The organism is Desulfobacula sp. (genome assembly GCF_021107415.1).
On sequence record NZ_JAIOSW010000002.1, the window covers coordinates 1 to 2,936 of the forward strand.

Below are 2,936 nucleotides of genomic sequence, written 5' to 3' on the forward strand. Positions count from 1 at the left end.
ATCACCTGATTTTGATTTTAGCCTTTTAAAATCTCATATTAGAGCGGCCCTTTTTGTAATTCAGGCAATACCAGAACAGTCCGAGTAGTTATTTCAGAAAAATTGTACCAATATCTATGTTTTCAGATTCAATTTTTATCCCGTGGCAGCGAATAACTCCTTTTGTAGATCCTTTTGTTTCTTTGGTTTATGACGTGTTCCAGCCATTTCAATCAACAATGTTACTATGGTCGTAAATGTTGAACGGACAACAACGCCATGCTGGCTTCTTACTCTTGTCATTTCGAGACCTTCTCGCTTTTTCATCAGGTTAAAAGGTCTTTCACAGTTTTTTCTGATATCCATGGCTTGTTGAGATGCATTATGAAAAGAGGGCATGGGCTGAAAGTGCCCTTTATCAAAATCAATAACCCTTGATTTCGTGCAAGTTGATTCAAAAATACAATTACCTGGCTTTGAACCACATCCGAATTCATGGCCATCCTGTGAAGCACCAAGACTCCTCATTGGAATTTCACAAAAATCATTGCAGGTAATTCTCAATGGAGATTCTAAAACATTCTCAGGAAGTTTTGCTTTTTCAGATGGCGGAGCCACAACATAGACACCGGTTGTTTCAAGTATCGAGCCATCCTTATCATGGTAAGCCTGGTCGGCGGTTATCAATTTCATATCAATACCTATGGCCTGCGCAAGCTTGATCAATGGTTTTAAGAACAGACTGTCATGATGATTTGCTGCACCGACAATAGATAACAATGGGAAACTATGCCCTGTTGAAGGGTTAATAGCGGTTAGCGTATGAAGTCGATACCCAATAACATAGTACGATTTGTCCCTTTTGTTTCGGCGTTTTCCACAATCACAATTAGGATCTGAATAAATGCGTATTTTCTTGCCTTTGACCTCGACTGTACAAATGGGATAATTTATTTCAGAAGGAAGTTCGGTCGAATCAACGCCATGAATGACCATATTTTCAAGGCAACCGGATTGATAAAAATGATGAAGAAAGTACACAAAAACATTCATCAGCTGTCTGAATAGTAAGCCTGTCCGAAAATGACACAACTCTGTATGGTGGACTTGATCTTTTGTATTTAACGGCAACCTTACAAATCGTCTATTTTGTTTTCTTTCCCTGTCAAAATACTCATCACTGCAAAATTTCCTGTAACTGATTTCAGGGTATTTGATGATTTTCAAAAGTTCCATTCGGAACAGTTGATAAGGCTGAATCTCTCTATGTGGCGCGGAATAGCCATCCGGTGCAATGAAACTATTGATAATCTGATCATCTAAAAGATGGTCAATGAATTGCAACTCCTGATCAACGATTTCCTTATATGGTTTTCTTCGCTTATCAAAATCAAAAAGATTATCGCTATGAAAATTTTTTATATAATTGGCCATCTCCGGAAGACTGCGGATTCCTTCAGACGGCATTTGATCTTCAACTCCTGTGAGCTGCTCAATGGGGATGTCCAGAGTCTGAGAGTAATCATAATTATTAACTGCCTCATCCACAATTTGCTGAAGCAGCTTTTTTTTGGATTTTCTGGTCATTTTTTTCCAGTAAGGATGATCAGTTTTCAATTGCTTTGTTATTATCCTTCTGATATTTTTTCTGTGCATAATGCCTCTGTTTTTGTGTTGTTTTTTTTGATTGGTCTCTTAAAAAACTATACACTAAAACAGAGGTTTTTGCAATATAACTTACTAAATTTATAATAAATATTTAACTTTTTGAAGAATTGATTTCAACACCCTTTAGTATATTAAAGCAAATATCATACCGATTCATATTTTTAAACCATAATTTTTTATTTATTGATTATATCAAACAGTTAACATAATAACTAATAAAATTATAAAATATCATCCCACAGCTATTAGGAAAAAAATGTAATAAAAATTATGTACTTTATTTCACCATGTAAAAATTTTTACCCATACTCCTGCTAAAATAATTAAAATATCAAATAGTAAACATACTTAAAAATTTAATTATTCATTCCAGGAATAATAATTCTCGATTGTTCTGCTTTTTTCTGCTGTTTCTGCTGTTCCTGCTGTTCCTGCTGTTCCTGCTGTTCCTGCTGTTCCTGCATCTGTTTAAAACTCTCAACTACTTTCTGGGTTTCAGCTTCCATGGCTTTCGGGAACATATCAATGGCTTCTTCAAGTGTTTTAGCCGCAAGTTGTGCCTGTATGGGGATAGGGCCCCGGGGAGTGCTAAGCTGGGTTCTTCCCAAAAAAACGGCTTCCCGGCTGCTGTCTTCCAATCCGTCAAGATGTACAGGTAGCAGTCTCTGTATATTAGCGATCTTAAGATCTGTCACGGATTCTTCACGATAGAGATTATTTTTGTCTACTTCAAAATTCAAACTGCCAGTTTGTCCGCCCCTGCTATTCATGGTATATCTCCAGTTTGAGAGTTAAAAAAATTCCTGACCGTTTTGATCAGGATTTTCATCCATTTTTAACGTATATACAAAATGAGCGCAAGGAAAAATTCATTTTGGCAATATTCTCGCAACCACTAACACTTGTATATATACTTGACTGAAGTAATTTATATTTTTTTTTGACGTGGTAAAATTTTCTTTAAATTATTAGATTGAATTGGATGAAAAAAAGACTTGCCATAGCAATTATATTTTCATTGTTCTTAACTACCCTGGTATTAAATGGTTGCAGTGATGAATCCACTTCTCTTTCTTTTCCAAAATCCGAGCTGCCGCTGATTTCTTTTCAAGGATTTAAAATACCGAATTTTCCAACTGCCCGGGGCCAGTTAAACAATGCCAAATCAGGCTTTGCAAATTCTGAAGAAAAAAAAGCCGCTTTACAGATTCTGTCCAAAATTTTCCCTGATAACAGGCTTCAGTGCGGTCATGCTGCTCTTTCTCTTGCCTATATGAACCTTGGCTATG

The 2,936-nt window shown here is 36.2% G+C and carries 3 protein-coding genes; 1 reads left to right on the forward strand and 2 read right to left on the reverse strand.

Annotation, left to right across the window (positions count from 1 at the left end):
• Positions 1-135: 135 nt before the first annotated feature.
• Together K8S13_RS00030 and K8S13_RS00035 are read right to left on the reverse strand one after the other, a co-directional pair.
• The gene (locus tag K8S13_RS00030) at positions 136-1,596 is read right to left on the reverse strand and encodes a transposase (protein WP_291459554.1); all 1,461 of its coding nucleotides are present in this window, start codon (positions 1,594-1,596) and stop codon (positions 136-138) included.
• A gap of 407 nt (positions 1,597-2,003) precedes the next feature.
• A complete protein-coding gene (locus K8S13_RS00035; RefSeq protein ID WP_291459555.1) occupies positions 2,004-2,417 on the reverse strand; it encodes a cytoplasmic protein in 414 nt (137 codons plus the stop codon).
• 212 nt (positions 2,418-2,629) lie between these two features.
• Here K8S13_RS00035 and K8S13_RS00040 point away from each other — a divergent pair.
• On the forward strand, positions 2,630-2,936 hold a 307-nt coding region (locus K8S13_RS00040), incomplete at its 3' end, for a hypothetical protein (RefSeq protein ID WP_291459556.1).

Excerpts from the sequence above, each read along its gene's own strand:
- K8S13_RS00035 (WP_291459555.1), bottom strand. The coding sequence starts at position 2,417 with ATGAATAGCAGGGGCGGACAAACTGGCAGTTTGAATTTTGAAGTAGAC.